This is a genomic window from Enterococcus sp. AMC1086, from assembly GCF_058216575.1.
On the sequence record NZ_CM177100.1, the window covers coordinates 1,768,852 to 1,792,363 of the forward strand.

The 23,512-nt window shown below is 35.8% G+C and carries 26 protein-coding genes; 10 read left to right on the forward strand and 16 right to left on the reverse strand.

The window, feature by feature from the left end:
* Positions 1-261 precede the first annotated feature (261 nt).
* From rpoE to AC4BC4_RS08265, 5 genes are all read right to left on the reverse strand, one after another.
* Positions 262-891: a DNA-directed RNA polymerase subunit delta gene (gene rpoE / locus AC4BC4_RS08245; RefSeq protein ID WP_438755935.1), complete on the reverse strand. Its 630-nt coding sequence runs from the start codon at positions 889-891 to the stop codon at positions 262-264.
* Positions 892-966: 75 nt separating this feature from the next.
* A complete protein-coding gene (locus AC4BC4_RS08250; RefSeq protein WP_438755934.1) occupies positions 967-1,401 on the reverse strand; it encodes a YwiB family protein in 435 nt (144 codons plus the stop codon).
* Between the two features lie 271 nt (positions 1,402-1,672).
* Positions 1,673-2,614, reverse strand: coding sequence for a sugar-binding transcriptional regulator (locus tag AC4BC4_RS08255; RefSeq protein WP_490475338.1), 942 nt, complete (start codon positions 2,612-2,614; stop codon positions 1,673-1,675).
* A gap of 2 nt (positions 2,615-2,616) precedes the next feature.
* The gene (locus AC4BC4_RS08260; RefSeq protein WP_490475339.1) at positions 2,617-3,606 is read right to left on the reverse strand and encodes an alpha-ketoacid dehydrogenase subunit beta; all 990 of its coding nucleotides are present in this window, start codon (positions 3,604-3,606) and stop codon (positions 2,617-2,619) included.
* Positions 3,603-4,601: a thiamine pyrophosphate-dependent dehydrogenase E1 component subunit alpha gene (locus AC4BC4_RS08265; protein WP_490475340.1), complete on the reverse strand. Its 999-nt coding sequence runs from the start codon at positions 4,599-4,601 to the stop codon at positions 3,603-3,605. The genes AC4BC4_RS08260 and AC4BC4_RS08265 overlap by 4 nt, the downstream gene beginning before the upstream one ends.
* A gap of 194 nt (positions 4,602-4,795) precedes the next feature.
* On the opposite strand from AC4BC4_RS08265, the gene AC4BC4_RS08270 reads away from it, so the two are divergent.
* The 4 genes from AC4BC4_RS08270 (at position 4,796) to yidA (ending at position 8,332) form a co-directional block, all read left to right on the forward strand.
* Positions 4,796-5,155: a hypothetical protein gene (locus tag AC4BC4_RS08270; protein ID WP_438755930.1), complete on the forward strand. Its 360-nt coding sequence runs from the start codon at positions 4,796-4,798 to the stop codon at positions 5,153-5,155.
* On the forward strand, positions 5,148-5,996 hold the full coding sequence (locus tag AC4BC4_RS08275) for a lipoate--protein ligase family protein (RefSeq protein WP_490475341.1): 849 nt from the start codon (positions 5,148-5,150) through the stop codon (positions 5,994-5,996). The genes AC4BC4_RS08270 and AC4BC4_RS08275 overlap by 8 nt, the downstream gene beginning before the upstream one ends.
* Before the next feature lie 134 nt (positions 5,997-6,130).
* A complete protein-coding gene (locus AC4BC4_RS08280; protein ID WP_438755928.1) occupies positions 6,131-7,501 on the forward strand; it encodes an HD domain-containing protein in 1,371 nt (456 codons plus the stop codon).
* 24 nt (positions 7,502-7,525) lie between these two features.
* On the forward strand, positions 7,526-8,332 hold the full coding sequence (gene yidA, locus AC4BC4_RS08285; RefSeq protein WP_438755926.1) for a sugar-phosphatase: 807 nt from the start codon (positions 7,526-7,528) through the stop codon (positions 8,330-8,332).
* A 130-nt stretch (positions 8,333-8,462) separates the two neighbouring features.
* On the opposite strand, the gene AC4BC4_RS08290 is transcribed toward yidA, so the two are convergent.
* Positions 8,463-8,906 (reverse strand): NUDIX hydrolase, encoded by a 444-nt coding sequence (locus AC4BC4_RS08290; RefSeq protein ID WP_490475342.1) that lies wholly within the window; start codon positions 8,904-8,906, stop codon positions 8,463-8,465.
* Between the two features lie 173 nt (positions 8,907-9,079).
* Between AC4BC4_RS08290 and gloA the strand changes: the two genes are divergently transcribed.
* Positions 9,080-9,454 (forward strand): lactoylglutathione lyase, encoded by a 375-nt coding sequence (gene gloA, locus AC4BC4_RS08295; protein WP_438755924.1) that lies wholly within the window; start codon positions 9,080-9,082, stop codon positions 9,452-9,454.
* Positions 9,455-9,632: 178 nt separating this feature from the next.
* Entirely contained in the window at positions 9,633-10,352 is a 720-nt protein-coding gene (locus AC4BC4_RS08300) for a gamma-glutamyl-gamma-aminobutyrate hydrolase family protein (RefSeq protein ID WP_490475343.1), read from the forward strand.
* Between the two features lie 86 nt (positions 10,353-10,438).
* Here the strand turns inward: AC4BC4_RS08300 and AC4BC4_RS08305 are convergent, their stop codons facing one another.
* The 3 genes from AC4BC4_RS08305 to AC4BC4_RS08315 form a co-directional block, all read right to left on the reverse strand.
* Complete coding sequence (locus AC4BC4_RS08305; protein ID WP_490475344.1) at positions 10,439-11,263, reverse strand: aldo/keto reductase; 825 nt, start codon at positions 11,261-11,263, stop codon at positions 10,439-10,441.
* Between the two features lie 122 nt (positions 11,264-11,385).
* Positions 11,386-12,255, reverse strand: a complete 870-nt coding sequence (locus AC4BC4_RS08310) for a glucosaminidase domain-containing protein (RefSeq protein ID WP_490475345.1) — start codon at positions 12,253-12,255, stop codon at positions 11,386-11,388.
* A 336-nt stretch (positions 12,256-12,591) separates the two neighbouring features.
* A complete protein-coding gene (locus AC4BC4_RS08315; protein WP_490475346.1) occupies positions 12,592-13,608 on the reverse strand; it encodes a branched-chain amino acid aminotransferase in 1,017 nt (338 codons plus the stop codon).
* Between the two features lie 140 nt (positions 13,609-13,748).
* Between AC4BC4_RS08315 and AC4BC4_RS08320 the strand changes: the two genes are divergently transcribed.
* Positions 13,749-14,681, forward strand: coding sequence for a mechanosensitive ion channel family protein (locus AC4BC4_RS08320; RefSeq protein ID WP_490475347.1), 933 nt, complete (start codon positions 13,749-13,751; stop codon positions 14,679-14,681).
* Between the two features lie 60 nt (positions 14,682-14,741).
* Here the strand turns inward: AC4BC4_RS08320 and AC4BC4_RS08325 are convergent, their stop codons facing one another.
* Both AC4BC4_RS08325 and AC4BC4_RS08330 read right to left on the reverse strand, forming a co-directional pair.
* Positions 14,742-15,869: an N-acetyldiaminopimelate deacetylase gene (locus AC4BC4_RS08325; protein WP_490475348.1), complete on the reverse strand. Its 1,128-nt coding sequence runs from the start codon at positions 15,867-15,869 to the stop codon at positions 14,742-14,744.
* A 91-nt stretch (positions 15,870-15,960) separates the two neighbouring features.
* Positions 15,961-16,401 (reverse strand): flavodoxin domain-containing protein, encoded by a 441-nt coding sequence (locus AC4BC4_RS08330; RefSeq protein WP_490475349.1) that lies wholly within the window; start codon positions 16,399-16,401, stop codon positions 15,961-15,963.
* Positions 16,402-16,534: 133 nt separating this feature from the next.
* On the opposite strand from AC4BC4_RS08330, the gene AC4BC4_RS08335 reads away from it, so the two are divergent.
* On the forward strand, positions 16,535-16,999 hold the full coding sequence (locus AC4BC4_RS08335) for a MarR family winged helix-turn-helix transcriptional regulator (RefSeq protein WP_490475350.1): 465 nt from the start codon (positions 16,535-16,537) through the stop codon (positions 16,997-16,999).
* A 189-nt stretch (positions 17,000-17,188) separates the two neighbouring features.
* Here the strand turns inward: AC4BC4_RS08335 and dapD are convergent, their stop codons facing one another.
* From dapD to racE, 5 genes are all read right to left on the reverse strand, one after another.
* Positions 17,189-17,890, reverse strand: coding sequence for a 2,3,4,5-tetrahydropyridine-2,6-dicarboxylate N-acetyltransferase (gene dapD / locus AC4BC4_RS08340; protein WP_490475351.1), 702 nt, complete (start codon positions 17,888-17,890; stop codon positions 17,189-17,191).
* A gap of 113 nt (positions 17,891-18,003) precedes the next feature.
* Complete coding sequence (gene cbpB, locus AC4BC4_RS08345) at positions 18,004-18,501, reverse strand: cyclic-di-AMP-binding protein CbpB (RefSeq protein WP_438755914.1); 498 nt, start codon at positions 18,499-18,501, stop codon at positions 18,004-18,006.
* Positions 18,502-18,753: 252 nt separating this feature from the next.
* Positions 18,754-19,269 (reverse strand): metallophosphoesterase, encoded by a 516-nt coding sequence (locus AC4BC4_RS08350; protein ID WP_490475352.1) that lies wholly within the window; start codon positions 19,267-19,269, stop codon positions 18,754-18,756.
* 10 nt (positions 19,270-19,279) lie between these two features.
* Complete coding sequence (rph, locus tag AC4BC4_RS08355) at positions 19,280-20,629, reverse strand: ribonuclease PH (protein ID WP_490475353.1); 1,350 nt, start codon at positions 20,627-20,629, stop codon at positions 19,280-19,282.
* Positions 20,616-21,458, reverse strand: a complete 843-nt coding sequence (gene racE, locus AC4BC4_RS08360; RefSeq protein ID WP_490477365.1) for a glutamate racemase — start codon at positions 21,456-21,458, stop codon at positions 20,616-20,618. The genes rph and racE overlap by 14 nt, the downstream gene beginning before the upstream one ends.
* A gap of 464 nt (positions 21,459-21,922) precedes the next feature.
* Here racE and AC4BC4_RS08365 point away from each other — a divergent pair, with 464 nt between their 5' ends.
* Positions 21,923-22,651, forward strand: coding sequence for an amino acid ABC transporter ATP-binding protein (locus AC4BC4_RS08365; protein ID WP_490475354.1), 729 nt, complete (start codon positions 21,923-21,925; stop codon positions 22,649-22,651).
* Between the two features lie 28 nt (positions 22,652-22,679).
* Positions 22,680-23,504, forward strand: a complete 825-nt coding sequence (locus AC4BC4_RS08370) for a transporter substrate-binding domain-containing protein (RefSeq protein WP_490475355.1) — start codon at positions 22,680-22,682, stop codon at positions 23,502-23,504.
* Positions 23,505-23,512: the final 8 nt, after the last annotated feature.

A 23,512-nucleotide genomic window follows, 5' to 3' on the forward strand; every position in this document is an offset into this window, starting at 1 on the left:
CCTCTTCTGCAGAAGTAGATTGTTCGTTTTCCTGTTGTAAGACAACAAAAAAAGCATAGAACAATCCCGTCAAAATATGAGTATATCATATTTTTTTGAAATTCTTCCATGCCTAGTATTATCTAGTCACATGAAAACGCTATTTGTTTTTTGTTAACAGTGATAGTTTACAAACATATAGACCATTTGTCAATCATTTTAATTTAATTTCGTTAAAACATGAGCGTTCTCAAAACGAGAACACTCATTCATACTTATGCTTTATTCTTTTTCTTCAGGATCAGCATACTCATCTTCATCATCAAAGTCATCATCTACATCGTCTTCATCGATGATTGTAAGGTCTTCTTCAATCCCTGGTAACACTTCTTCTTCATCATCAGAATCTGCTCCGATTTCTTGAAGATCTGAGTTATAAGCTTTAATCTCTTCATCTTCTTCATCGTCATCATCATCGTAAAGAATATCGTCATCATCATCCGTTAATTCAGCATCTTCCGGATCATCATCATTGTAGTCGATCACATCTTCATCGTTAGCATCAATAATGAAGGCATTAACTTTCTTACGTTTTCTACGGCGTGGTTTATCTTCTTCATCTTCTTCCAAACCATGTGTTACTTCTTCGTCGATAGAATCGATTGGATACCATGAGCGCAAGCCCCAACGGTTATCTCCTAGAGAGATAAAACTGCCATCAATATTTAAGTCAGTATAAAATTGTGCTAAAGAGTCACGAATTTCGCTGTCAGATTTTCCAAGATAATTTTGAATTTGGTTTACTAAATCAGAGAAGTCCATCACATCTTCACGTTGTTCTAAAATTGCGTGCGCAACTTCGATCATGGATAATTCATCTTTATTCAACCCGTCAAATACATTAATTTCCAAACGGTACACGTCCTTTCACAGTCTACTCCTTATCATACAAAAACATGAAGAAAAAATCAATTGATTATTGCATAATTAAGCAGTAAATTCTAGTTCTAAATGATATTCTCCGATTTTTTCTGTTTGAGAATACAAATCATAATCAATTAAAATACTTCCAGCAACCGGCTGATCCTTAAGACTGAAGCGTAAATTACGCGTAAATGTGGTAATTTGGAATAAACCATATGGCGTTTTGTAACTAGTATCCAAACGCTCTTGATAAGCAAACTTAAGACGCATTCTAAGTCCGCCTGCACGAATCAATTGAATTTTACCATCTGGTTCAACTTTGATCGTTACAGGAACAGCATCTCCTTCTTCTTGCTCTTCTTTATAGCGGATATACAACGTATCGCCAATTTTTACGATTTGACCTTCCAAATCAAAATAAAAGTTTTTCTTCTCACCAGCTTGATCCACTACTGTTTTCAATTGAATAGATACTGGTGTTCCTTGTGATAAATCCATTAAAAACACTCTCCTTAATTTAAAAGCGTAGCGGGCTCGTCCAGTCTCGGCTGAAAAATAGAAAAAATTGATTGGGACGCTTTTTGTCACATTCCATTTTTATCTTTTTTAAGAGAGACTAGCCCGCGAAGCTAGATAGATTTAAAAGTTGAATAGACCTGTCCAGTCTCAGGTGAAGAATAGAAAAAATTGACTGGACGCTTTTTGTCACATTCCATTTTTATTTTTTTCTAAAGAGCTAAGCAACACAAAATTTTCATCTTGCTAACCCTCAAACCAAAGCTTCCGCAATCAGTTGATCAACTACTAAAATAGTACAACATTTGCCAAGTAATAAAGGTTTGATACTTTCAGCTTTTTCCTCACCACAGCCAATGACCATTACTTCTGGTATATTCACCAAATCTTCCACTTTTATACCTAACATCCGCTCACATATTTCATTGTTCACTGTTTGACCATTTTTGTCAAATAAGGACGCTACTGCATCACCTTTGACACCAGATTGTTTTATGATTTTTAATTCTTTTTCGGTTATATACCCAAGCTGTTTCCATGTGGAACTTTCGTTTGGGTTCCCTACACCAATAATCGCAAAATCAACATTTTTAGCTTGTGTCATTGCTCGGCCAACTAATTGCGATTGGTTTAAAACATTTGCTAATTCACTATTCTCTGCTAATGCAGGTGCATAAAAATATTGACAACGACTATTTAGTTTTTCGGCCAATCGAAAAACTAAATGATTTGTATCAAAATATAGATGCTCACTTGAAACACCCCCGACCAAAGGGCAAACATTGATCGTTGGAAAAGATTGATACGGTACCTCATTGATCATATCAGCCAACGTCGTTCCCCAAGATAAACCAATGCTCATTTCGGATTTTAAATGCTCCTTAAAGTAAAATGCAGCGGCTCGACTAACGTCTAATTTTATTGTTTGTGCGTGCTTTTGTTCATTAGTCGGTATGATGATCACATCGTCAAGTTGATATTTTTTTTCTAAACGCAATCCTAGTTCCACTGTATAAGCAGATTCATCTTTGATTGAAATTGAAACAATCCCTGATTCTTTGGCTTGTTGCAAAATTTTTGAGATTACTGGTCTAGAAATCCTCATTTTTTTTGCAATGACAGCTTGCGTTAATCCTTCTTCATAATACATTGTCACAATTTTCAACATTTTTCTACGGTCTTCACTGATTCTCATAGCTAAACCTCGACCTCTGACATAATTTGTTTTATCGCTTCGACGATTGACTCTACTTGAGGTATTGCATATGTTTCTAATAATTTTTGTGCTGGCATCGGGACAAATTCTCCACCTAGACGAACAATGGGTGCTTTTAAATTCATCACCAATTTAGATTCTGCAATAATTGATGCAAGTTCCGCACTGAACCCACTACTTTTAACAGCTTCAGTGATAATAATCACCCGTTGCGTCTTTTTAACAGACGTCAGAATTGTTTTGTGATCAAGTGGGACAAGTGTTCTTGGATCAATGACTTCGATGGAAACGCCAAACTTCTCTACGATTTCTGCCGCCTCCAACGCTTTACTGACCATAATTCCAGTGGCAATAATGGTTATGTCTTTACCGCTTCGTTTAATATCAGCTACACCAATCGGTATGCTATAAGATTCTTCTGGAACTCTTCCAATCGTTTTATATAGTAATTTATGCTCATAAAACATGACCGGATTGTTATCGTTGATAGCTGCATGGAGTAATCCTTTTGCATCATATGCATCGCTCGGCTGAATGACTTTCAATCCTGGTATATGTGCCGTCCAATTTTCCAAACTTTGTGAATGCTGAGCTCCAGCTCCCGTACCTGATCCAGCTGCTGTTCGCATGACTAAAGGAACATTTGCTTTACCACTGTACATATAATGGATTTTGGCCGCTTGGTTGACTAATTGATCCATTGCAACAGTAATAAAATCTGAAAATTGTAATTCTATTACTGGACGCATCCCCGTCATGGCTGAACCTACTGCAACACCAGCAATTGCACTTTCTGATATTGGTGTATCACGAACACGTAGTTTCCCATATTTTTCCTGGAGTCCTTGCGTCGCACCAAAACCACCACCGTAAACACCGATATCTTCTCCTAAAAGAAAAACACATGTATCATTAGCTAACGCTTCATCCAATGCTTCATTGATTGCTTTTAAATAAGTAATTGATCTCATATGTCATCCTCCGCATAGACATGCGTCCATAGATCTTTAACGGTTGGCTCACTGTCTTGTTTTACAGATGTCACCAAATCAGTCAGTTCCCTTCTGATTGTTATTTCTAACCGTCGAATTTGATCTTCATCTGCCTTCTTATCTTGAATCAATTGACTTTCAAGACGCAAAATAGGATCATTATTTTCTTTCCAGTCAAGATACTCATCTTTAGAACGATAGATGAGCCTATCTGATTTTGAATGTCCTTTATGTCGATACGTCAAGGCTTCGATCAACGTTGGACCTCCGCCTCTTCTTGCCTTGGAAACTGCTTTTGAAACCGTTTCTGATACTAGGCTTAAATCATTACCGTCAATCGTTATTCCTTCAATTCCATAACTTTTACCACGATCCGAAAGCTTCTCGATATTGACCATCTGCTCAATGGAACTACTCATTCCATATTGATTATTTTCAATAAAGTAAATAACAGGTAATTGCCAAATAGAAGCTAAATTTAGTGCTTCATGAAAACTTCCTTCATTTGTAGCACCATCTCCAGCATAGCATAAAACAACTTGATCCGTTCCTTGCATCTGCGCACTTAAAGCAGCACCAGCAGCGATTGGAAAACCTGCACCCACAATACCATTTGATCCTAAATTACCAACATCCAAATCAGCAATATGCATACTACCGCCTTTGCCTTCATTCGTCCCAGTTTTCTTCCCTAATATTTCGGCAAACATACTTCTGATATCAGTTCCTTTTGCAATACAATGTCCATGATTTCTATGTGTAGAAACAATCCAGTCACTTTCTCTTAAAATTCCTGCACCACCGACCGCTGTTGCTTCTTGTCCAATACAAAGATGCATCGTGCCATGTAGTTCTCCAGCTTCGAAAAGCTCTTGAATTAATTCTTCAAAAATACGAATTTCCCACATTTTTTTCAAAGCTTCTAGCTCTTCAATTGCTTTGTCTTGTTGAATCTCGATTGTCTTTGACTTCATCCTCTCACCTCATTTACATTTGTTCTTTAAAGGATCATATGTAAACATATTATAATTTTCTTTGACCGATAGCAAGATTTTCTCTTCATTTTTTCTTTAATTTAAACATTTATCCACTTTCCACGTTATTTATACATACATAAGCATGATTTTTCTATTAAATCGTATATAATAGAAAGTGGAGGTGGAAACAAATGTTATTTCACGATGAAGAAGCGATGTTATTTTGCATGCATTGCCAACAAGAAACACTCCATGGTATTCAGTATATGAACGAGATCATTTCCAGTATTAAATGTACAAAATGTCATAACCAAATGAGTATCGATATTGATGCAATGAATCAATTTCACTATTATCTCTACGAACGCCTAATCTCTAAGCCAGGTCGTTTGTCAGAAGAAGCTCGACATGATTTTAGTAAATTTTTAGCCACCATGCCGATGAGGATCATTAGTAAACCGATGCGTTTTACGAATGAATATAATCAAATGAATAAAGAAGTAAAGGATTACGTTTCCCGCGTAAAACAGGATGAAGACAAAGATGACTAATTTAACCGAACTATTTACAACTGATACCGTTTTTTTGTATGATCAGGCTTGTTTGACCGAAAAAGACTATTTTCTTCCTTTTGCCTTGACAGATACATTGACAACCTTCTCCGGGCTTAATGAGCAGCCTATTATTCACTTTTGGCAACTTGACCAAGCTATGATTCTTGGTATGAAGGATACTCGAGTAACTGATCTAAACAGTGGTCTTATCTCATTACGACAAGATGGTTACAATAGTGTGATTCGTAATGCTGGAGGCCTTGGTGTGATCGCAGACACTGGTGTTTTAAATGTATCTTTGATTTTACCTAATCAAGACAATAGAAAAATGAGCATTGATGAGGCTTATACTCATATGTGGAATTGGATCAAATGTGCATTCGAAGATTCAATACATGATATTAAAGCTTTTGAAATTAGTGAATCTTATTGTCCTGGTACATTTGACTTGAGTATCCATGGCAAAAAATTTGCAGGAATAGCTCAACGGCGTGTAAAGAATGGAACAGCCATCATGATTTATTTAAGCGTCAATGGAAACCAACAAAAACGTGGTGAAACGGTTCGTCGATTTTATGAGGCTAGTTTGCAGGAAAATTTCGGTAAAAATGGTTATCCTCCTGTCGATCCATCTGTCATGGCGAATTTGGAAGACCTCCTTCAAAAAAGATTAACCATAGCGGAAGTGAAAAAACAATTAATTAGCGTATTATTAGATAACAGTCAAATTACGATTGATAATCAAATCGTCCCTACTCTATTGACTTCCGAAAAGTTCACCACTGAAATAGAGAAACAAATGAAAAAAATGCAACAAAGAAATCTATTACTTAATTAATGTTGTTTGAATATCATACTATCTCAAAAAACAGCAAAGAACCAAAAGAGACAATAAAACAAGTGCCGTTGTTCTTACAAATTCATTCGTTTAAAAAAAGGAACAGCGCGCCATTAATGAAAAGGAGTGAATCAATGTCAATCCCTTACAAGTATCAAATTTTACCGATTGAAAAGGTCTTTAGAGACCCCGTTCACAATTATATCCATGTGCAACATCAAGTCATTTTAGACCTGATCAATTCAGCAGAAGTGCAGAGATTACGTAGAATCAAGCAACTTGGAACTTCTTCTTTCACCTTCCATGGTGCCGAGCATAGTCGTTTCGCCCATTCGTTAGGTGTTTATGAAATAACCCGACGGATTTGTGATATCTTTCAGCGTAATTATTCCGCTGAACGCTTAGGGGAAGATGGTTGGGACGATAGTGAACGTCTAGTTACACTTTGTGCTGCTTTACTGCATGATGTTGGTCATGGACCTTATTCTCATACATTTGAACATATTTTCAACACAAATCATGAAGAGATCACAGTAGAAATCATAACTTCTCCAGAAACTGAAGTCTTTCAAATACTGAATCGAATTTCAGCCGATTTTCCAAATAAAGTTGCAAGTGTCATTACTAAAGAGTATCCTAATCCCCAAGTTGTTCAAATGATTTCCAGTCAAATTGATGCTGATCGGATGGACTATTTATTACGTGACGCTTATTTTACAGGAACTGAGTATGGGACTTTTGATTTAACGAGAATTTTACGAGTGATCCGTCCATATAAAGATGGATTGGCTTTTGCCATGAATGGAATGCATGCAGTAGAAGATTACATTGTAAGTCGCTATCAAATGTATGTTCAAGTTTATTTTCATCCTGTTTCTCGTGGTATGGAAGTTATTTTAGACCATTTACTTCATCGTGCAAAAGAATTATATGAGCAACAGCCTGAGGATTACCTATTGCATTCTCAGCTTCTCGTGCCTTTTTTTAAAGGAAATTTTTCATTACAAGAATACTTGAAGTTGGACGATGGAGTATTGAACACTTATTTTACCCAATGGACATCGTTGCCTGATCCGATTCTTAACGATCTAGCTAATCGCTTTTTAATCCGTAGACCGCTTAAATCTGCAACATTTTCTGGCAATCGGGATTCTGTGACTATTCGTCATCTACAAATGTTGATTGAAAAAGTAGGGTATAATCCGAAATACTATACTGCCATCAATTCAAGCTATGACCTGCCTTACGATTTTTATCGTCCAGAAAAAAATAGTCATCGTACTCAAATCGAGATCATGCAAAAAGATGGGACTTTAATCGAACTATCTAAAATCAGTCACCTCGTTGCGGCTCTTGCAGGACAGACACAAATCGATGAACGTTTTTATTTTCCAAAAGAAATGGTTGACCCAAAAAGACAGCAGCATTATGATTTATTTGATGACACCTATCGTGAATTTGCTGCTTATATTCATAACGGTGCATTAGTTGAAGGAAAAAATTAAAGAATATTTTTACAGGAGGATGTTATGACAGTCAAATTAGTTGCAATCGATATTGATGGAACCTTACTTGATTCTAACAGAAAGATTAGTTCAAAAGTGAAAGAGACACTACAAAAAGCCAATGAAAATGGAATGTATATCGTTTTATGTACTGGACGACCTTTGCCAGGTGTGAAAGAACAATTAGCAGAACTAGATTTGTATGGGGATAATGATTATGTGATCACCTATAACGGTTCCTTAGTTCAGGCAACAAAATCTAATGAGATCATTTCTCGTTATACATTAAGCCATGATGACTTTTTAGAAATTGAATCCATGGCCCGCAAAGTGGGAACTCATCTGCATACTATCGATGATAAAGCCATCTACACAGCTAATAGAGATATTGGTAAATACACGGTGCATGAAGCATCTTTAGTAGATATGCCCCTTAAATACCGTACAGTTGAAGAAATGACTCCTGACATGTCTATTATCAAAATGATGATGATCGATGAACCTGAAATTTTGGATAAAGCTATTGATCAACTTCCAGAAGCATTCACTAATAAATACACAACTGTTAAGAGCACCGATTTTTATTATGAGATTTTGAATAAAGAAGCAAGTAAAGGAAATGCTTTAGCCAAACTTGCCGAACATCTAGGGATTTCTCAATCAGAGACAATGGCTATTGGAGACAACGAAAATGATTTGTCGATGATTGAATATGCTGGTATTGGCGTTGCTATGGGCAATGCGACCGATAGTGTCAAACAAGCAGCTGATATTCAAACAACCAGTAATGATGAAGACGGCGTTGCTGAAGTTTTATTGAAGTATATGTAGTCATAGAGCTTTTTAAACAGTTTGCGGTGATTCCGCAGACTGTTTTTATGTAGTATTGCCTTTCCTAGTTTTTCAATAAAAAAAGAAAACAAATCATACGTGACTTGCTCTCTTTGCTTATTCCGAATTCTCATTGATTGGCTGTCCATTTACGCACCGCCCATTTATGACTTCCACGTTTTAGTAAAGTCACGCCTTCATCCACTTTTACCCAACAAATTGTATTGGTTTTTTCCAAAGGTTCGCAGACTTGAGTCCAACTTTTAGCAACAAAAAAGTACCCAGGATTATAATAATCTGTACTCCGGTGTCTTGAATGAAAATACTCATCTGCTTGCCCAAGATACTCATCAATAACCACTTCGATCCCAAGTTCTTCGATCATTTCTCGATTGATCGCAGTTTCTTTGGTCTCCCCCGCTTCGATTTCTCCACCCGGCAAAAAATAGGCGCCATTTGGTGCCTGTATCAACACTATTTCGCTTCCCACGTTTCTTGATACAATAATATATGCGCCTAGCCTTTTTTTATAGACCAACGTTTCCATTTTTTCACCGAATGATGGTATTTTCATAAAAGCAACTCCTTTTCTTTTAACTTGATTTTACATGAGAAATTTCTCATGAACAAGTAATATCGTATCATTTCACTCACAATTCCACTAAAGTTTATGCTAATATGAAAATACTAGCAGTTTACTTAAAGTAATCTGCGGTACTATTTACTTTTGAAAGGAAGATGACTCATATGAAAATGGCTCACACTTGTGTTCGTGTCAAAGATTTAGAAGCGTCGTTGAAATTTTATCAAAAAGCATTCAATTTTGAAGAAAGCCGCCGTCGCGATTTCCCAGAACATAAATTTACTTTAGTGTATCTAACATTACCTGGTGATGATTATGAACTAGAATTAACGTATAATTACGATCATGATGCTTATAACTTAGGAGATGGTTATGGTCACATCGCTATTAGTACAGATGAAATCGAGAAATTACATGCTGAACAAAAAAATGCTGGTTTCAATGTTACTGACATGAAGGGCTTACCAGGAACACCTCCATCTTATTACTTCATTACTGATCCTGATGGGTATAAAATCGAAGTGATTCGTACTCGTTAGTACCAAAAAGACAGTTGATCATCATTTAGGCTTTGCCCCAAATGATGACTAACTGTTTCTTTTTCACTATTTTTCCTATTACTTTTTGATTTATGTCTACCTAAAATCAAATTCTACCCCTTATTTCATAAAAAAGTGATACACTGTTATTCTACATATTAATCGAGGACGTGATCAAATGACAAAGATTATCGGCATAGCTGGAAATCAAATTATCCAATCCGTTGATGTCTTCAACGGTAACCATGTAAGTTATACACCACAAGCATTTGTAACTGCTATTCAAAAATCAGGCGGATTACCGATTGTTTTACCAATTAGTGATGGACAAAATGCTGCAGCATATATTTCTAAAATCGACAAATTGTTATTAGCAGGGGGACAAGATATTTCTCCTGATTTTTTTGGAGAAGAACCGCATCCGAAACTTGAAGAAACCAATCGTAATCGTGATGTCTTTGAATTAGCATTAATCAAAGAAGCCATCAAGCAAAAGAAACCTATCTTTGCAGTATGCCGTGGTATGCAACTGTTGAATGTTGCTTTAGATGGAACATTATATCAAGATCTTTCGTTGTATTCTGACTGGACAGTTAAACATGGTCAGGAGCCGACCCAGCCACAATTTGCTACACACAGCATTCAAATGGAAAAAGACAGCATTCTTCATCAACTTTTTGGAGAAAAATACCATGTCAATTCTTATCATCATCAAGCTATTAATTCCCTAGCTCCTTCTTTAAAAATTACGGCTAGATCATCTGATGGAATTGTGGAAGCAATTGAGTCAGTAGAGACTGATAAAAGAATTTTAGGTGTTCAGTGGCATCCAGAACTTCGCTTTGATGTAGATAAAAATGAGTTTAAGTTATTCGACTACTTTGTAAATCAACTATAAAAAAACAGGGCTGAGATAAAAGTGATTTCTACTTTTATCTCAGCCCTTAAATGGTAACAACTCGTTCAGACCATCCTTTTTTCTGATTAAAAATCAAAATTATCTGGATCTGGACCTAAGCGTTCATTCGTATTAAGCGCATTGATTCGATGAATATCTTCATTTGTTAGCTCAAAATCAAAAACATCAAAATTTTGTTTGATTCGATCTTGATGAACCGATTTTGGAATAACGATAATATCACTTTGTAAATGCCATCGAATAATCACTTGTGCTGCTGTTTTATTATATTTTTTTCCGATTTCCACTAAAGTCGGATTCTCTAAGATTTTACCTTGTCCTAATGGAGACCAAGCTTCAACTGCGATATTATTCTCAGCTAAAAATTTACGTAAAGGTTCTTGTGTCAAGGTAGGATGAAGTTCAATTTGATCAACCATCGGCACAACTTCAGCATCTTTTAGTAAGTCCTCAATATGGTGTTCATGGAAGTTAGAGACACCGATCGCTTTAGCACGTCCGCTTTGATAAATTTCTTCCATAGCGCGCCACGAATCTTTATATTTCCCAGCCACCGGCCAATGAATCAAATATAAATCAACATAATCCAAACCAAGTTTAACTAAACTCTCGTCAAATGCTTTCAGAGTTGACTCATAGCCTTGGTCAGCATTCCATAATTTGGTTGTAACAAATATTTCTTCTCTCGGAACACCTGACGTACGAATTCCTTCACCCACGCTGACTTCATTTTTATAGGCTGCTGCAGTATCAATCAAGCGGTAACCTGCTTGTAATGCCCATTTCACTGAATCAACTGCCTCTGCTCCGTCTTTTACTTGCCATACCCCTAAACCTAAACGCGGGATAACTGAACCATTCTCTAATACTTTTGTTTTTTCAAAAGACATTTTTTTCATTCCTTTCTTTGAAAAAGTAAATACAGATTAAGTATACTCTTTAAAATATCAGATGGAAAATAACTGGATTGTCTGGAAAGAATGTCGTATCTTATTTAACGAATAAAATTTTTTTAATTCCTCAAACATTTCAAAATCAAAACTAAAAAAGGGTAAAGTCCATTAGTAAATTGCTCAATTTTTTTCTTTCTTTTCTGTAGCGTTCTTTCTTTCAAATTTTCATTTATCAACATTTGTAACGTCTCTATTCTAATAATTTTCTTAGCTTGTATTGTGTCAACAGTATTTTTTTCTACTGGATCAACATCATAAATGGTCAGATCATAACAGTCAATCAACTGATTAAGCTTGTCAGCATATTGAATATCTGTCGCATACTTCCCTGTCAAAAATGACGTTACTTCCATATAATTATTGGTTTCGCTTTTCCACGTTCCTTTATAAAAATCAGAATTGCCAGCAATCCCATTTTTCATTAGTTCGGCATAGTCTTTAAGAGACTCGCTATAGGAAGGATATTGACAGAATTCAGAATTGACTACAAATATATTTCCTTTTCCGTCATCTTCTTGTGTGTTCATTCTGACTGTAGCACCTTCAAAATCGCCTTTGATTCCAAATAAATTATGATAAGGTGCATTCGCTAGAAGGCTGTCACCTGATTTTGATTCTAGGATTGCCTGAGCAATCATTACTGAGGTATATAGATCATGTTGGTGGGCAATTTCTCTAGCTTGCTCTCCAATATTCTTAACAAACTCTTCCGTCTTTTGATTTTTGATAATGACATTCACGTTATGCTCTGAAACTATCGCCTCTTCTGATTTTTTTCCATCTTGTTCTTCTTTTGAATCTGTAGTTTGTTCTACTTCGACGAAACTTAGTGTTTGTATTTTTCTTATATCTTTCAAAGATACAGCACTTGCTATGCTTGGTAATAACAAGGTATTTAAGATTAATACCACAAAAAATAATTTCTTCATATGAATCTCCTATTCTTAATCTGTCATCTTAAAGTAGTAATACGCATTTCCTTAAGTTTTTGATTAAAATTTAGCAAAAACAAATTATTTTTTATTTAATCCAAAATAAAAACAACAACAAGAGCCGTCCGTCATCTTCCATTTTCTCCTATTGCTTTCAAAGCTTATATCTTCTGTAACTAAGTTAAGTTTTAATAGTCAGAAATATTTACTACAAAAAAATGCTGAGACAGAAACATCTAGCTCCAAATAGGCTGTTTTTATAACCATTTATCCAGATTTAAAGCCCGAAACAAAACTAAAAATCAGTTTTGTTTCGGGCTCCTTTGTGCATTTTTATATTTTTATATTTCTAATCCAACCATCTGGAGCCGGAATGTCTCCAAATTGAATGCCTGTTAATTCGTCATATAATTTTTGGGTTACGGGCCCAACTTCTGTTTCACTATAAAAGACATGGAAATCATCGTATGTTTGAATACCGCCAATTGGCGAAATGACAGCAGCTGTTCCACAAGCTCCAGCTTCTTTAAATTCCTCTAAAGAATCAATGTAAACATCCTCTTCTACCGCTTCCATTCCAAGTTTATGTTCCGCTAAATAAAGTAATGAATACTTCGTTATACTTGGTAATATTGAAGGTGATAATGGGGTGATAAAACGATCATCTTTCGTGATGCCAAAGAAATTAGCAGAACCGACTTCTTCGATTTTCGTATGAGTTGCAGGATCTAAGTAAATACAATCTGAAAAGCTTCTTTCTTTTGCTTCTTCCCCTGGCAATAAGCTAGCCGCATAATTCCCACCAACCTTGATTGCACCCGTTCCTTGAGGAGCTGCACGATCATAATCAGAAAACACAAAGTTCGTCGGCGTTAATCCACCCTTGAAATAGGCGCCTACAGGCATACAAAAAACAGTAAAAATAAACTCTGGTGCTGAATGTACACCAATTCCTTCTCCAACACCGATCAGAAGTGGACGAATATATAATGTCCCACCACTGCCATAAGGTGGAATAAATGCTTCATTAGCTTTTACTACTTCCTCTACTGCATGAATAAATTTATCCTCTGGTACCTCTGCCATCAACAATCGTTTTGCGCTACGATTCATTCGTTTAGAATTCTCATCCACTCTAAATAGATTGATCGAACCGTCCTTACAGCGATAAGCTTTTAACCCTTCAAAACATTGTTGTCCATAATGCAATGCGGCTGATCCTTCGTGGATATGCAGTGTATTATCTTCTGTTAATTTGCCATCGTCCCATTGACCATCTTTCCAATTTGAAATGTATCTAAATGGTGTTTTTATATAATCAAAACCTAAATTATCCCAATCAATTGTCATACGATCACTCCTTATTTTCAGAATATTGTAACACATTTTCAATTAATTTGTTAAGCTTTTTGTTAAATAATGACATCTTTTTTCAAATTCAAGTATAATGATAAAGTAATCACAGATAAAAAAAGAAAGTTGGGATATCCTTGTTTATTCTTGGACAATCAATATCCAGTAAAACAGTTGAAAGTACAATGGATTCTGCAATTGATATAAAAACTGCTGCTGAAAAGAAAGTCAATGCTCTTGAACGTTTTTGGAATGGAATTAATTGGGACAAAATAATTGCCATTTTGATTGAGAAAGCAATTTATCTTCTATTTCTTATTCTTTTTTTTATACTCCTAAATCGTATCGGTAAAATACTTATTGACAAAGCATATAGGAACTATAATAAAAAACAAACATTCAATGAAAGTCGCCTAAAGACAATTCACACATTAGTCAATAATGCCTTTCAATACACCTTATTTTTCTTTTTCATCTATTCCTTATTGACCGTTGCGGGGGTTCCTGTCGGGTCTCTCCTTGCTGGTGCCGGGATTGCTGGTGTAGCAATTGGTTTGGGTGCACAAGGGTTCATGAATGACATTATTACCGGTTTTTTTATCATTTTAGAACAGCAAATGGACGTTGGTGATTATATTCGGTTATCTGCTTTAAACATTGAAGGAACTGTCACAGCTGTAGGTCTTAGAACTATACAGATGAAAGCTCTAGATGGTACTGTTCACTTTATTCCTAACAGAAATATCACTATAATAAGTAACCTCTCTCGTTCTAACATGCAAGTTTTGATCGATGTTCGGATCGTACCTGACGAAGGCTATGATAAGATTATCGCAATCATTGAACAAGTCAATATGGAGTTAAAGGAAAAGTATTCAGAAAGTATTCAAACAGGTCCAACGATTTTTGGGATGGTGGATCTGGGAAATGCAAATTTTGCCATTCGCACAACAATGTATGTATTGAATGGCAAACAGGCGCCAATCAAAGAAGAATTTTTAGCTCAATACGTAAAAAAATTATCTGATGCAAACTTTACTATTCCAAATACACCGATTACACTAAAATAGCAAAACGATGGCAAGGAAACGAAAATGGGTTATCCCTTTCGTTCCACAGCCATCGTTTTGTTATTTATCTAATGATTTCAAAAAGTTGCTGATATGTTCCACAGCAAATGGGATCGCTTCTTCTTTGGGTTCAAATTTAGCAGAATGCAGACCATATGCACTATCTACACCTAACCAAAACATTGTCCCTGGTACTTTAGATAACAAAAAACCAAAATCTTCACCTGTCATCGCAACTTCAGCTTTTTCAAATAAAACACCTGATTCTTGTTCCATAAACGTCATAAAGTTTTCAGTTGTTTTTTTATTATTGATCACTGGAAGATACCCTTTTTGATCCAAAAATACGTCTACTTCGCAATTAAATGATTTTGCAATCCCCTCACCAATTTCCTTGATTCTAATCTGAGTCAATTGATTCATCTCTTCTGTTAAAGTTCGGATCGTACCTGAAATCGTCGCTTCCCCTGCGATAACATTTGTTGCAGTGCCAGCATTGAATGTACCAAATGTGACTACCGCACCTTCAACTGGATTCACATTTCGACTAACGATTGTTTGTGCTTGTTGGATGAGACTCATTCCAGCTACGATCATATCATTTGAAGCATGAGGAAACGCCGCATGCCCACCTTTCCCTACCAAAGTAATCTGAACTTCACACGTTGCAGCGAAAAGAGTACCGACTTTTGTTGTGATTTTTCCTACTGGTAACTCCGGATTCACATGCAGTCCATAAAATTCATCAGGAAGCCAAGCACCAAATGCTCCATCTTCATACATCAACATACCACCAGCTTCATTTTCTTCTGCTGGTTGAAAGAGAAATAAATAATTATTTTCAGGCTGTTCTAATGTCATTTGTGCCAATAATCCTAACCCAATCGTCATATGAAAATCATGTCCACATGCATGCATATACCCTTTATGGATAGACTGAAAATCAGAATTAATTTCTTCGGTTATTGGTAAACCATCGATATCAGCACGCCAGCCAATCGTTTTTTTTGGATTTTTTCCATGAACGAAAACCAAAATTCCTGTTCGCCATATCTTATATTCTATAAAATCTTTTTTTATTGATTGGATTATTTCTAGCAAGTATTTTTGTGTTTTTTCTTCTTCTAACCCGATTTCTGGTATTTGGTGCAACTGTCTACGAATCTCAATTAACTGTCCTTGAATCATTGTTGATCTGCCTCTTTTCTATTTCTCTATATCTTATTGTTGAATAAAAAGAGTTTTCTGTCAATCCTTCATTAAAAACAATCAACGATTTTTATACAGACTTTAAATAGTTTTGAGCAAACATGTCAATTTTATCCAAATCAATTCCTTTAAGTTTTTTTTCCTCACTTACTGGAACCCACGAAGGTTTATAGCCTCCAAATGACATAATTTCAAGAGCATGCTCCCTGATTGCTTCTGGAATACTTGCTGCAATCACATCATCCGTTGTCTTTGGCTTTGAATTACACAAGTAACAAGCTATTATTTTAGTTAATAGATCTGTTTGATTCTTTTTTAAAAAATCTCTGATTGGTTTATACATTTTATCATTACGAACACCTGCCCCCACAATGATATGAGTAAATCCATCTAAATTAGGTTTTTCGTGATTAATATCGATAATTGTAGCATTACTGAATTTTTCACCTAACAGTTTAGCACATTCTTTGGACGCACCAGATTTTGTTCCATATAAGATCAATAATTTCATTCGTTTTACCCCCGATTCTTTCTTTACTTTACAGATAAGAGTATGCTTGTTATGATAGTTTTATCAATTTATATTTCGGCGGAAAAGAATCTCGTTAAACGAGATATATTAAGCATAAAGCGAGGAAGAAAATTTGTCAATACATCAAGATTCAAATACAAACCCATCTCTAGAAAAGCTCACCTCTTTATTACGAGGCTTCGGCTCACGTTCTATCTTACATCAACAAACTATCGTTCACTCTTTAGGCATTCCTTCGAATGACTATATTTCAATCGATTTATTAAACGAATTAGGACCACTTACAGCTGGAGAATTAGCAGACAAGACAGGCTTATCTACGGGAACAATCACCGCCTTGATTGATCGTCTAGAAAAAATCGGTTACGCTCGTCGGGAAAAAGATCCCCATGATCGTAGGCGCGTCATTATTGTACCAACATATGAAGATAAAGAGGAAATAAAACAAGCCTACCAGCCATTAGATATTGCCATGAAAAAATTAGGAAGAACATATTCGGAAAAAGAATTGCAATTGATTACGCACTTTTTATCAGAAGCTATTTTAGTGTTGGATAATCAACTTCAAAATAAATAATTTAACTACTTTTGTTTATGCCTGAATAAACGGTAGGAATAAAAACAACCCCTCTTCTTTATTCATGATATTTCACCTTTTTTTCGGATCCAGCGTCACAGATTTGAAAGTTTAAAAGCGCAAAAAAGACTAAAACTAACGTGTAGTTTTAATCTTTTTTGCGCTTTTAATGAATGTGTGATAGAAGCATTACAATTTTCGTAGCTCGTCCATCATATTTGTCTTGCTTTTAGTTTTTTCATCAATATTTTTTATCTTTTTAGCTGGTACGCCTGCAACTACAGTGTAGGGTGCAACGTCATCAACAACAATTGCTCCAGCTGCAACAACGGCTCCTTCACCTACTCTAATTCCTTCTAGAACAACTGCATTTGCACCAATCAAAACATTGTCTTCAATGACCACAGGATCTGCACTAGGCGGCTCGATCACACCTGCCAAAACAGTTCCCGCACCAATATGACAGTTTTTCCCGACTGTTGCGCGTCCACCTAAAATCGCGCCCATATCGATCATAGTTCCTTCACCGATTACAGCACCGATATTTATAACAGCGCCCATCATGATTACAGCATTATCCCCGATTTCAACCTGATCTCTGATAGTTGTCCCTGGTTCGATACGAGCATTGATCTCTTTGATGTCTAGCATTGGAATCGCAGAATTACGAGTATCATTTTCAATCACATGATCTACGATATTTTCTTTATTTGTTTCCAAAAATTCTTTGATTACATTCCATTCACCAAACAAAGTACCTGTTTTACAATTAGTAAATGCTTGAATTTCATCCGGAAAGGTTACTTCTTTGAGTTTTCCTTTCAAAGTAACTTTTACTGGTGTTTTTTTTTCAGCATTCCCAATATAATTAATAATTTCATATGCGTCCATCAAAATAACTCCCTTCATAATACAGCTTAATAAAGCATTTCAAAAAACTCGCCACGTTTAAGTATCTAGCTTATCAAAAAAATAGGAAAAAGTGAATAATTGATTTAAAAAAATCAAATCACTTTCATTTCTATAGATTCACCATCAGATTTTGGTAAAATGATATTCTTTCGTTCCAGTTCATGAGCCATATGATTGATTGCCTTCAGCAATTCTTTGCGTGTGATGATTCCTTTAAAACATTGATTGTCATCTACTACAGGCAGAAATGCTGCATCAACTAACAAATGAAGTATATCTTCAAGTTCCCATTGTTCGCCAATCAAAGGAACATTGACTTCCATGACATCTGCCACAGTAAAATCTTGTAATTTATCAAAATCGACTGATGTGATATCAAACATTTTATCCACTACATCTGATAAACTAATCAATCCCACAAAACGATCCCCTTTATCTAAAACAGGGATTTTTGAATATTTTACTTGAGATAAAACTAATAAAGCGTGACTTAGCGGATTCAAACACATTACGTTTGCAACATTTTCCGCTGGTATCAAAAAGGTTTCTTGTTTTTCTAATAATAATTCTTTTATAGCAGTTCCAATCATTGGAGTGCCTCCATTTCATTTTCTTTGCCACAATTAACATTGTACAGAAAACGGATGCAAATGTCTTGAAATTCAAACTTTTTTCATAACTCTTAAAAAAAATTAAGATTTGACCCTATTTCCTTCACTTTCTAAAAACCTGAATAAATGTTAATAGAATGTCAGAATCATTCGGAAATTATCTAAAAAACATAAAAAATAAGATACACTGTAGCCTTTTATCACGATTTTTCTAGAAATAGCTAGTCAAAATTATTTTTTGTTAAAAACAAAATGTAACTCTTTGTACTTTTGATGATTTCGACCGTAATATTGAACAATGAATTGTTCTGAAGTACTTTCGATAATCGCATAGGATTTCAATTGAATTGGCCCTCTAGGCAAGCTAATACTTCCAGGATTCAAATAAAGAACATTTGCCCGAACTTCACATCCAATTTCATGGGTATGCCCAAACAGCACGATATTGGCTTTGGCTTTTTCAGCTTGTAAAGCAAGAGAAGTCAATCCGGAACGAACATTCGCCAGATGACCATGTGTCATAAAAATAGTATCCATTCCAATTTTCTCTACGATCATATCTGGAAATTCAGGATCATAATCGCAATTTCCTTTTACTACTATAAAATCATTCCACAATTCATCCGTGGGTTCTAATTCTGAATCTCCGCAATGAAACATTTTGTCAACTTTTCCTCGATAAGTTTCTGCCAAATCAATTAATATATCACGATCACCATGATTATCACTTACTACTAGATATTTCATGCACAACCTCCTAGTTTTTTAGCCAATTTTCCCATTGATTTCTTAATGTTGCAACAGCTCTTCCTCTATGACTGATCTCATTTTTGCGCTCGTCTGAAAGTTCGGCAGCTGTTTTTTGTTCTTCTGGAACGAAAAATAATGGATCATAGCCAAACCCGTGATCACCACGTGGAATGGTTCCGATTTCTCCAAGCCAATTTCCTTCTACAACCAAACTTTCTTTCTCAGGAGCAGCAAAAACAAGTGTGCAATGGAATGTCGCTGTTCGTTTTTCTTGTGGCACTCCAGTTAATTCATGCAGTAATTTAGCATTATTAGCAGCATTATTCGTCGGTTCACCAGCAAAGCGCGCAGAATAGATTCCTGGTCTGCCATTTAAAGCATCAACAATCAGTCCTGAATCATCTGCTAAAACTGGTTGTTTTAAAATATCTGCAATTGTTTCAGCTTTTAAACGAGCATTTTCTTCAAAGCTTTTGCCTGTCTCCTCAACATCAGGCAAATCTGGATAATCCAGTAACGTTTTTACATGGTATCCTTTTTCGGAAAAAATTTTCGTAAACTCTTTAGCTTTTCCTGGATTTCTTGTAGCGATCACAATCGTTTTAGTTTCGTTAGGAAATGATTTCTCAGCTAATGGATTCATCAAGGCTTCTTTTTGATAAGCAATCAAGTGCTCGATGCCCGTTTTACCGTAAAATAGTAACGAATTCAATTCATCACCTGAAAAAGTTGCTTCTTCACCTGTACCTTGAAGTTCGACAAAATTACCTGATTCCGTCATCACCAAATTCATATCCACAGCAGCTGCAGAGTCTTCCTTATAATCTAGATCAAGAACGCAGGTTCCGTCACTTAATATACCAGCGCTGACCGCAGCAAGATATTCTTTGATCGGATTTTCCTGTAAATCCCCTTTTTTAAGCAGTTTATCAACAGCAATTTTCATTGCAACAAATGCACCAGTTATGCTGGCTGTGCGGGTTCCTCCATCTGCTTGGATCACGTCACAGTCCACAATAATACTTCGTTCGCCTAATTTTTTCAAATCGACAACCGCTCTCAGCGAGCGACCAATCAAACGTTGGATTTCCATCGTTCTGCCAGTCAATTTTCCTTTTGCGCTTTCACGGATGTTTCTTGTATTCGTGGCTCTTGGAAGCATACTATATTCAGCCGTCACCCAACCGGTCCCTTCGCCTCTTAAAAATGGTGGAACCTTTTCTTCCACGGTTGCAGAACAGATTACTTTTGTATCGCCAAAAGAAATCACTACGGAACCTTCTGGATGCTTATAAACGCCCGTCTCAATGATGATTTTTCTTAATTCTTTCGCTTGTCTTCCATCATGTCTGATCATGTTTCACTACTCCCTCTATGAAATTCGACAATCGCGCCTGTTCAACGATGATCGTTTCTAAATTTAGCCAATCATCGGCAATTGCTTTAAACATTTTTGCAGAACCTGTGGTATAAAATTCATTTGGCTTATTTTTATACTGCGGAGTATTTGCTATGTCAAAATAATCTAACAACATACTCACTTCACTCACTGTTTCAGCACCCGAATCGATCAAGGTCACTTGGTTTCCCATTACATTTTGGATCAAAGAACGCAATAATGGATAGTGGGTACAGCCTAAAATCAACGTATCCAGTTTTTTCAATTGTAATGGATTTAACGTTTCTGATACGACTTTTTTTGCTACAGAAGAATGAAATTCGTTACTTTCGACAATGGGAACAAATTTAGGGCACGCTAAGCTTGTGACAAACGTATTGGGGGATTTACTTAATAACGCTTCTTCATAGGCTTTACTTTTGATTGTTCCAGCTGTGCCGATGACACCAATGCGATTATTTTTAGTTGCTTTCAACGCAGCTCTAGTTCCTGGTAGGATCACGCCTACGACTGGAATAGCCAATTGCTCTTTTATTTCTTCTAATGCTACAGCAGTAGCGGTATTGCATGCAATTACTAACATTTTAATTTTTTTTTCTAAAAGAAAATTTGTCATTTCCCAAGTAAATTGGACTACTTGTTCAGCAGGCCTTGGACCATATGGACAACGTGCTGTATCTCCAAGATAAATTAAGCGCTCATTGGGTAGTTGCCTTAATGCTTCTTTTACTACCGTAAGTCCGCCAACCCCGGAATCTATAAATCCTATTGCTTCATGATTATTCAAGTCAATCAAACCTTTACAGTATTTTTTCAACACTCTTATTCTCTACTTTTTGCTGCTTTTTTTCAAGTTTTATTATCACTAGCTTCTATTATATCACTCTTTATATAGCAAGTTTTCATTTAGCTTGCGCTTTTTAATTGTTTTTCTTTATTAGCCTTTAAAAAAAACTGGTAATCTTATTTTCTGTATGTTATAATTTCTAACATTAACGGATGGATAGATTTATGGCTATTAGATTAAATATAAAAGAAAACTATTTTTATGAAAAGAAAATAGATAGAGTGCCATTTCAACACTTCAGCACTGATCTGTCAGGATCAAAAGATTGTCTATCGCACTTTCCATATTCACAGATTTCTATAAATATTCGTTTTTTATTTATTTTTCACCTGTTCATCCACTCGCTCACTGATCTATATAGATTAACCGTGATGTGATAATTTTATACATAAAGGAGAATGACCATGATTTCGTTGGAACATGTAAATAAGTTTTTTGGGGAGCATCATGTCTTGAAGGATGTATCGTTAAACGTTAACGAAGGAGAAAAGATCGTCATCATCGGGCCTTCTGGTTCTGGTAAAAGTACTTTGATCCGCTGTATTAATCGTTTAGAAAAAGTTACTGATGGCCATATATTTGTTGACGGGATCGACATAACAGAGCCAAAAGCACCTGTTCAAAAGGTTCGTCAAAAAGTTGCAATGGTTTTTCAAAGTTTTAATTTATACGCCCACAAAACAATTATTCAAAATCTTACCTTGGCCCCCATCAAAGTCAAAGGCGTCAGCAAAGAAGAAGCAACTAAGACTGGGATGGAATACTTGGAGAGAGTTGGTTTGGCTGATAAGGCGAATGCATATCCTGCTCAACTATCCGGTGGACAACAACAACGAGTCGCCATTGCACGTGCTTTAAATATGCATCCAGAGATTATCCTTTTTGACGAACCTACCTCAGCTCTTGATCCAGAAATGATTCAAGAGGTACTCGATGTTATGGTAGATTTATCGAAACAAAATATTACAATGATTTGTGTGACACATGAAATGGGTTTTGCTCGTCAAGTAGCTGATAAAGTCATTTTTATGGATGACGGTCAAATTATTGAAACGGGAAGTCCAGAACATTTCTTCACTAATACTCAAAATGAACGCGCAAGAGAATTTTTAAGTAAAATCATTCATAATTGATAACACACATACCAAGGAGGAATTTTAGATGAAAAAAACAAAGAAATTTTTAGGTGCACTGTCCCTTGCGTTATTACTTGGTCTGGTTGTAGGCTGTGGAAGCGGTGGAGACGACAAAAACGCCTCTAATTCTGGTAACAACGCAACAACTGATCTTCAAAAAATCAAAGATGCTGGTGTTATCAAAGTCGGAGTTAAAGAAGATGTCCCAAATTTTGGCTATATGAATCCAGATACAAATAAAAATGAAGGAATGGAGCCAGATATCGCACGTTTAATTGCAAAAGAATTGACTGGTAATGAAGATAACGTAGAATTTGTCGGTGTAACTGCTAAAACGCGCGGCCCTTTATTAGATAACGGTGAATTAGACATGGTAATTGCTACTTTCACGATTACGGATGAAAGAAAAGAAACCTATAACTTTACAACACCTTACTATAAAGACGAAGTTGGTTTTTTGGTAAGAAAAGCGGATAACTTTACAGATACAGCTAGTTTAGACGGAAAAACGATTGGTGTCGTTCAATCTGCAACGACCAAAGAAGCGATTGAAAAGCAAGCAAAAGAATTGGGTGTATCATTCAACTATCAAGAACTTGGTTCATATCCTGAACTAAAAACTGCTTTAACGTCAAAAAGAATTGATGCTTTCTCAGTTGATAAATCAATTTTGACAGGTTATGTAGATGATAGTACAGAAATCCTTAAGGACGGTTTCTCACCCCAAGAATATGGCATTGCTACGAAGAAAGCAAATACTGAACTAAATGATCAGTTGAATAAATCAATTGAAAAATGGGAAAAAGATGGTACTTTAGAAAAAATTTACAAAACGTGGAATCTGGATTAAACGTTCCC

Excerpts from the sequence above, each read along its gene's own strand:
- rph (WP_490475353.1), bottom strand. The coding sequence starts at position 20,629 with ATGATCAGACATGATGGAAGACAAGCGAAAGAATTAAGAAAAATCATC.
- AC4BC4_RS08330 (WP_490475349.1), bottom strand. The coding sequence starts at position 16,401 with ATGAAATTATTGATCTTATATGGAACAAAATCTGGTGCGTCCAAAGAA.
- AC4BC4_RS08280 (WP_438755928.1), top strand. The coding sequence starts at position 6,131 with ATGTCAATCCCTTACAAGTATCAAATTTTACCGATTGAAAAGGTCTTT.
- AC4BC4_RS08305 (WP_490475344.1), bottom strand. The coding sequence starts at position 11,263 with ATGTCTTTTGAAAAAACAAAAGTATTAGAGAATGGTTCAGTTATCCCG.
- AC4BC4_RS08265 (WP_490475340.1), bottom strand. The coding sequence starts at position 4,601 with ATGAAGTCAAAGACAATCGAGATTCAACAAGACAAAGCAATTGAAGAG.
- AC4BC4_RS08260 (WP_490475339.1), bottom strand. The coding sequence starts at position 3,606 with ATGAGATCAATTACTTATTTAAAAGCAATCAATGAAGCATTGGATGAA.
- AC4BC4_RS08365 (WP_490475354.1), top strand. The coding sequence starts at position 21,923 with ATGATTTCGTTGGAACATGTAAATAAGTTTTTTGGGGAGCATCATGTC.
- AC4BC4_RS08315 (WP_490475346.1), bottom strand. The coding sequence starts at position 13,608 with ATGACAATTGATTGGGATAATTTAGGTTTTGATTATATAAAAACACCA.
- yidA (WP_438755926.1), top strand. The coding sequence starts at position 7,526 with ATGACAGTCAAATTAGTTGCAATCGATATTGATGGAACCTTACTTGAT.
- AC4BC4_RS08270 (WP_438755930.1), top strand. The coding sequence starts at position 4,796 with ATGTTATTTCACGATGAAGAAGCGATGTTATTTTGCATGCATTGCCAA.
- AC4BC4_RS08370 (WP_490475355.1), top strand. The coding sequence starts at position 22,680 with ATGAAAAAAACAAAGAAATTTTTAGGTGCACTGTCCCTTGCGTTATTA.
- AC4BC4_RS08290 (WP_490475342.1), bottom strand. The coding sequence starts at position 8,906 with ATGAAAATACCATCATTCGGTGAAAAAATGGAAACGTTGGTCTATAAA.
- AC4BC4_RS08350 (WP_490475352.1), bottom strand. The coding sequence starts at position 19,269 with ATGAAATATCTAGTAGTAAGTGATAATCATGGTGATCGTGATATATTA.
- AC4BC4_RS08250 (WP_438755934.1), bottom strand. The coding sequence starts at position 1,401 with ATGGATTTATCACAAGGAACACCAGTATCTATTCAATTGAAAACAGTA.
- AC4BC4_RS08255 (WP_490475338.1), bottom strand. The coding sequence starts at position 2,614 with ATGAGAATCAGTGAAGACCGTAGAAAAATGTTGAAAATTGTGACAATG.
- cbpB (WP_438755914.1), bottom strand. The coding sequence starts at position 18,501 with ATGATTGGAACTGCTATAAAAGAATTATTATTAGAAAAACAAGAAACC.
- AC4BC4_RS08325 (WP_490475348.1), bottom strand. The coding sequence starts at position 15,869 with ATGATTCAAGGACAGTTAATTGAGATTCGTAGACAGTTGCACCAAATA.
- dapD (WP_490475351.1), bottom strand. The coding sequence starts at position 17,890 with ATGGACGCATATGAAATTATTAATTATATTGGGAATGCTGAAAAAAAA.
- AC4BC4_RS08300 (WP_490475343.1), top strand. The coding sequence starts at position 9,633 with ATGACAAAGATTATCGGCATAGCTGGAAATCAAATTATCCAATCCGTT.
- AC4BC4_RS08275 (WP_490475341.1), top strand. The coding sequence starts at position 5,148 with ATGACTAATTTAACCGAACTATTTACAACTGATACCGTTTTTTTGTAT.
- AC4BC4_RS08310 (WP_490475345.1), bottom strand. The coding sequence starts at position 12,255 with ATGAAGAAATTATTTTTTGTGGTATTAATCTTAAATACCTTGTTATTA.
- gloA (WP_438755924.1), top strand. The coding sequence starts at position 9,080 with ATGAAAATGGCTCACACTTGTGTTCGTGTCAAAGATTTAGAAGCGTCG.